Here is a 4,654-nt window from a genome sequence, read left to right as displayed (position 1 = left end):
GGTCGCCTCCGCCGCGTTCTCTGCCCCGATGTGGGGCATCGCCATTCCGGCATGGAAACGCCCCTTCGCGCATGTGGTCTCTACACTCTCCACAGCCATTGGCCGCGGCGCGGCCTATGCCCCGGAAAACGGCCCCGTTCCGTATGTGCAGGCCGCCCCTTTCGACGACAACATGCTTACAGGCGATGCCGGGATGTTTGCGTTTCAGCAGCAGCATTTGATCGCCCAACCCGGCCTCGCCCTCGCAGGGCCGACGATGCGCTGGCTCAAATGCGCTCTGGCCGAGTGCCGCGCCCTGGCACGCCTGCCCTCGCCCGCGCTTCCCGCTTTTGCCACGCTCGGCAGTCACGAGCGGATCGTCGATCCGGCCGCGATCCGCACCCGCATCGCCCGCTGGCCCGGCGCGACGCTGCTCGAAATCAAGGGCGGCCAGCACGAGGTGATGATGGAAACCCCTGCCCGCCGCGCCGCTTTCTACAACGCCGCAACCGCGCTGTTTGACGCCAACCGCTAAGGCCTTTGCAACCTCGGCGCGCTCCGCGGGGGATATTTGAACTGAAGCATCTGCTTCAGAAACAAATATCCCCGCCGGAGGCCAGCAAGATATCAAAGCGAAATACGGCTGAACCCGTCGCGCAGCGCATGCGACCACGCCTCGCTCATCGCCGCGAAATCGGCATCACCCGCCTCGATGCGCCGCCGCATCGTGACCCGGCAGGCATCGCGTTCGATCACCGCAAGATCTAGTGGCATGCCGACCGAGAGGTTTGAACGCAGCGTCGAATCCATCGACAGAAGCACCGCCTTTTGCGCATCGGCCAAGCTGGTGGTGGTTTTCACCACGCGGTCCAAAATCGGCTTGCCGTATTTATGCTCGCCAATCTGCAAGAAGGGCGTGTCTTCCGTCGCTTCGATGAAATTGCCTTCGGGATAGATCAGGAACAACCGCATCCCGCCCCCCGCGCGCTGCCCTGCCATGATCATCGAGGCCGTGGCGCTTACCTTGGCGGCGTTCATCCGGCTTTCGATATCGGTGCGCACGCTTGCCAGCGTGTCGCCGATAATCTCGGCGACCTTGAGCATTGTAGGGGCCAGCATGATCGAGGTGTCAGGGCTCGCCTCGGGCGCGTCGATCGCTTCGCGCAGGCGCGCCATGGTGGTTTGCGTCACCGACAGGCTGCCGGCGGTGACGATGGTGATGACCCGCTCGCCCGGATCTTCGAAAGTGAACATCTTGGTATAGGTGGCAATGTTGTCCAGCCCCGCGTTGGTGCGGGTGTCGGACAAAAGCACCATGCCATCATTCAGCAGCAAGCCCACGCAGTAGGTCATCGGCAGCCCTCAGGGTTTCGCAGTCGCGGCACGTTATTGCTGGGCCGCGCCGACCGCAACCTCGACCTCGAGCTTTTCCGCGCTGCCCTGCCCCAGCGCGAGGCCGCGGATCGGGGCGGCCTCTTGCGCGTTTCGGCCCGAGCCGAGGCGTATGTAGCGATCATCAGGGCAGCAGGCGTTTGCCGCATCGAAGCCCACCCAACCCAGACCGTCCAGCCAGATCTCGGCCCAGGCATGGGCGGCCTCGTGCGCTACACCCTGCGCGTCTGAAAAGAGGTATCCCGAAACGTAGCGCGCGGGCATTCCGGTGATATTGGCCACCGCGATCAACGCATGTGCATGGTCTTGGCAAACGCCTTCGCCCAGGCCCAGCGACTCGGCCGCCGTGGTATGGGCGTGCGTCGCACCTGGCCGATAGGCAATGGCCTCGGTCACCGCCAAGGACAAGCAGTGCGCGCGGGCCAGCGGCTCTTTTGCATCTGCCACGGCAGCCTCGGCCAGCGCTGTCAGCGCCGCATCGGGCTGGGTTGCGGGGGTTGGCCGCAGGTAGGCCGCTGCGGGCACCGCCTCACGATGGCCGCGCAGCACGCCGCTCAGATCGTGGGTTTCCACTTCGCCCTCTACCCGTACGCAGACCTCGTTGAGCGGCCCGCGCACCGACCAGCCCTCGATACGATCGCCTGCGCCATCGACAAAGCTTGCGCCGCGAATCCCGCCTTCGACCTCGACGTGCCAATGGCGAACGCTTTGCCCTTCAAAGCGAGACGGGAACAGTCGCAGGCTTTGCACCGCGCCGCGCATCGGCGCCGAATAGAGGTAGCGCGTCGCGTGGCGGACCGTCAGGATCATCGTGCCTCTCCGCTCAGATAGGTTTGCTGCACCAGCGCGGCGAGGTTGGCGTTTTCGCGCACGAAGCGGCGCAAGAACTCGTGCAGGCCCTCGTCGAAAACCTGTTCGATGGTGGTCTTTTCAAGCTGTGCCAAAAGCGCGCGCGCGCTGCCCTGCGCCGGGGTGCTGTGACCATAGGTTTGCGCCAGCGCATCGAGATGGCCCACGGCCTCGCCACTTGCGGTGAGCAGAGAGCGCGGGCTTTGCCGGTTCAGGATCAGGAAATCCGCGATCTTGTGCGCGGTAATGTCCCCACCATAGGCCCAGTGAAAGGCCCGGTGCGCGGAAAGCGCGCGCAGCAGCGTGTGCCATTGGTAGTTGTCGAGTTCGCTGCCCACGAAATCGACCCTTGGCAGCAAGACATAATATTTCACATCCAGCAGGCGTGCGGTGTTGTCGGCGCGTTCCAGCGCAAAGCCGAGCCCGAGGAAATGATAGCCATCGTTGCGCAGTTGCGTGGCGTCGATCGCACCGCGCAGCATCGCCGTTTGGCGCATCGTCCATTCGGTCAACTCGCTCAGTTCCAGTTCCGAGCGCGGGCGGCGCTCTAGCGCGCGCATTTCCTGAAACGATGCATTCAGCGCGTCCCAGACTTGCGTTGTAAGTGCAGTCCGCACGATGCGGCCGTTTTCGCGCGCGCGCTCGATGCAAGAGGCTACCGAACTTGGGTTGTCGCGATCAAAGAACAGATAGCTTTCGATGTTGCGCTGCACCGGGTCGCCGTATTTTTCGGCAAAGCCTTCGGCGGTGCCCGAGGCGCGCAGCAAGCTGTCCCATTCATTGCGGTAGCCAAAGCCCGCCTGCGGCAACAGCGCGATCCGCGCGCCCACCTCCAATAGCCGGGCCATGGTTTCGGCGCGCTCGACACTGCGCGCGATCCAGAACAAGTTTTCCGCCGTGCGGCTCAGCATTGCATCACTCCGCCAGAACCCAAGTATCTTTGACGCCACCGCCTTGGCTTGAATTGACCACCAGCGAGCCTTCGCTCAGCGCAACGCGGGTCAGCCCGCCCGGCACAAGTTCGATCCGCTCGCCCACAAGGCAATAAGGGCGCAGATCGACGTGGCGTGGCGCGATACCGTCGTTGACGAAGGTGGGTGTGGTCGAAAGCGCCAGTGTCGGTTGCGCGATATAATTGCCGGGGTTGGCCGTCAGGCGCGCGCGAAACGCCTCGATCTGCGCCTTGCTGGAGCTTGGACCGACCAACATGCCGTAACCACCCGAGCCATGCACCTCTTTCACGACCAGTTCGGCAAGGTGTTCCAGAACATAGGCGTAATCGTCGCGCTTGGCGCATTGCCAGGTGGGCACGTTTTGCAGCACGGGCTCTTCGCCGAGGTAAAAGCGGATCATCTCGGGCACCAGCGTGTAGATTGCCTTGTCGTCGGCCACGCCCGCCCCCGGCGCCGATGCAATCGCCACCCCGCCCGCCCGATAGACATCCATCAGCCCCGGAACGCCCAGCATCGAATCCGGGCGAAAGCAGAGCGGGTCGAGATAGGCGTCATCGATACGACGGTAGATCACATCGACCCGGCGCGGCCCTTCGGTGGTGCGCATCCAGACGAACCCACCCTCCACAAAAAGATCGGCCCCCTCGACCAGTTCCACCCCCATCATGTCGGCAAGAAACGAGTGTTCGTAATAGGCGCTGTTGAAGTGCCCCGGGGTCAGGATGACCACGGTCGGCTCTCCCTCGCATTTGGCGGGTGCGACCGAGGCCAGTGTTCGGCGCAGAAGCGCGGGGTAGCCATCGACCGGCTCGATCCGGTTTTCGCGAAACAGCGCGGGGAACATCCGCATCATGATCTCGCGGTTTTCCAGCATGTAGGACACACCCGAAGGCGTGCGGCAGTTGTCTTCGAGCACGAAAAAATCTTCCGGCCCGGTGCGCACCAGATCGATGCCGACGATATGGCTATAGACACCGCGCGGCGGCACGATACCCGCCACGGCGGGTTCGTAGGCATCGTTCTGATAAACCAGCGATGCCGGAACGCGGCCTGCCCGGATTATCTCGCCCCGTCCATAGACATCGAGCAGAAACGCGTTCAGCGCACGGGCGCGTTGCTTGATACCGCGCTCTAGCTTGCGCCATTCGGATTGCGTGAAAACGCGGGGAAACATGTCGAACGGGATCAGCCGGTCGGGGTCGCCCCCCTCACCGTAAACGGCAAAGGTAATGCCGATCCGGCGAAACAGCGCCTCGGCCTCGGCTTGCTTCATCTGCCGAAGTTGCGCTGGCATGGCCTGCATCCAGTCTTCAAGCCGCGCATAAGGCGGGCGCACGGTTTCGCCCTGATACATCTCGTTGAAAAACTGGCTCGCCATGGCGGCTGATTCCTCCGGCCTTTGTACAAACCTTAGGCAGCCCCACCCGGCAGGGGAAGGATCGAGCAGGCATAAACACGCATAATCGCACCGAAACTGCCGC

At 63.5% G+C, this 4,654-nt stretch carries 4 protein-coding genes and 1 pseudogene; 1 reads left to right on the top strand and 4 read right to left on the bottom strand.

All coding sequences use genetic code 11. From position 1 onward, the window contains the following. A pseudogene (locus ABY403_RS13555) lies at positions 1 to 514 on the top strand (alpha/beta hydrolase); the annotation flags it as partial. A gap of 92 nt (positions 515 to 606) precedes the next feature. Here ABY403_RS13555 and ABY403_RS13550 read toward each other — a convergent pair. The 4 genes from ABY403_RS13550 to ABY403_RS13535 are packed head-to-tail and all read right to left on the bottom strand — an operon-like array spanning position 607 to position 4,551. Beyond that, a complete protein-coding gene (locus ABY403_RS13550; protein WP_372841362.1) occupies positions 607 to 1,332 on the bottom strand; it encodes a peptidase in 726 nt (241 codons plus the stop codon). Positions 1,333 to 1,365: 33 nt separating this feature from the next. Next, complete coding sequence (locus ABY403_RS13545) at positions 1,366 to 2,181, bottom strand: transglutaminase domain-containing protein (protein ID WP_372841361.1); 816 nt, start codon at positions 2,179 to 2,181, stop codon at positions 1,366 to 1,368. Continuing rightward, positions 2,178 to 3,131, bottom strand: coding sequence for an alpha-E domain-containing protein (locus ABY403_RS13540; protein ID WP_372841360.1), 954 nt, complete (start codon positions 3,129 to 3,131; stop codon positions 2,178 to 2,180). Before ABY403_RS13540 ends, ABY403_RS13545 begins: the two co-directional genes overlap by 4 nt. Before the next feature lie 4 nt (positions 3,132 to 3,135). Then, a complete protein-coding gene (locus ABY403_RS13535; protein WP_372841359.1) occupies positions 3,136 to 4,551 on the bottom strand; it encodes a circularly permuted type 2 ATP-grasp protein in 1,416 nt (471 codons plus the stop codon). Between the last annotated feature and the right edge of the window lie 103 nt (positions 4,552 to 4,654).

Origin of the sequence: Phaeovulum sp. (assembly GCF_041596715.1) — a bacterium.
Classification (GTDB): Bacteria; Pseudomonadota; Alphaproteobacteria; order Rhodobacterales; family Rhodobacteraceae; genus UBA6213.
Note: the sequence above shows the minus strand (reverse complement) of the source record. Positions and strands in the feature narration are given on the sequence as shown.

Excerpts from the sequence above, each read along its gene's own strand:
- ABY403_RS13550 (WP_372841362.1), bottom strand. The coding sequence starts at position 1,332 with ATGACCTACTGCGTGGGCTTGCTGCTGAATGATGGCATGGTGCTTTTG.
- ABY403_RS13545 (WP_372841361.1), bottom strand. The coding sequence starts at position 2,181 with ATGATCCTGACGGTCCGCCACGCGACGCGCTACCTCTATTCGGCGCCG.
- ABY403_RS13540 (WP_372841360.1), bottom strand. The coding sequence starts at position 3,131 with ATGCTGAGCCGCACGGCGGAAAACTTGTTCTGGATCGCGCGCAGTGTC.
- ABY403_RS13535 (WP_372841359.1), bottom strand. The coding sequence starts at position 4,551 with ATGGCGAGCCAGTTTTTCAACGAGATGTATCAGGGCGAAACCGTGCGC.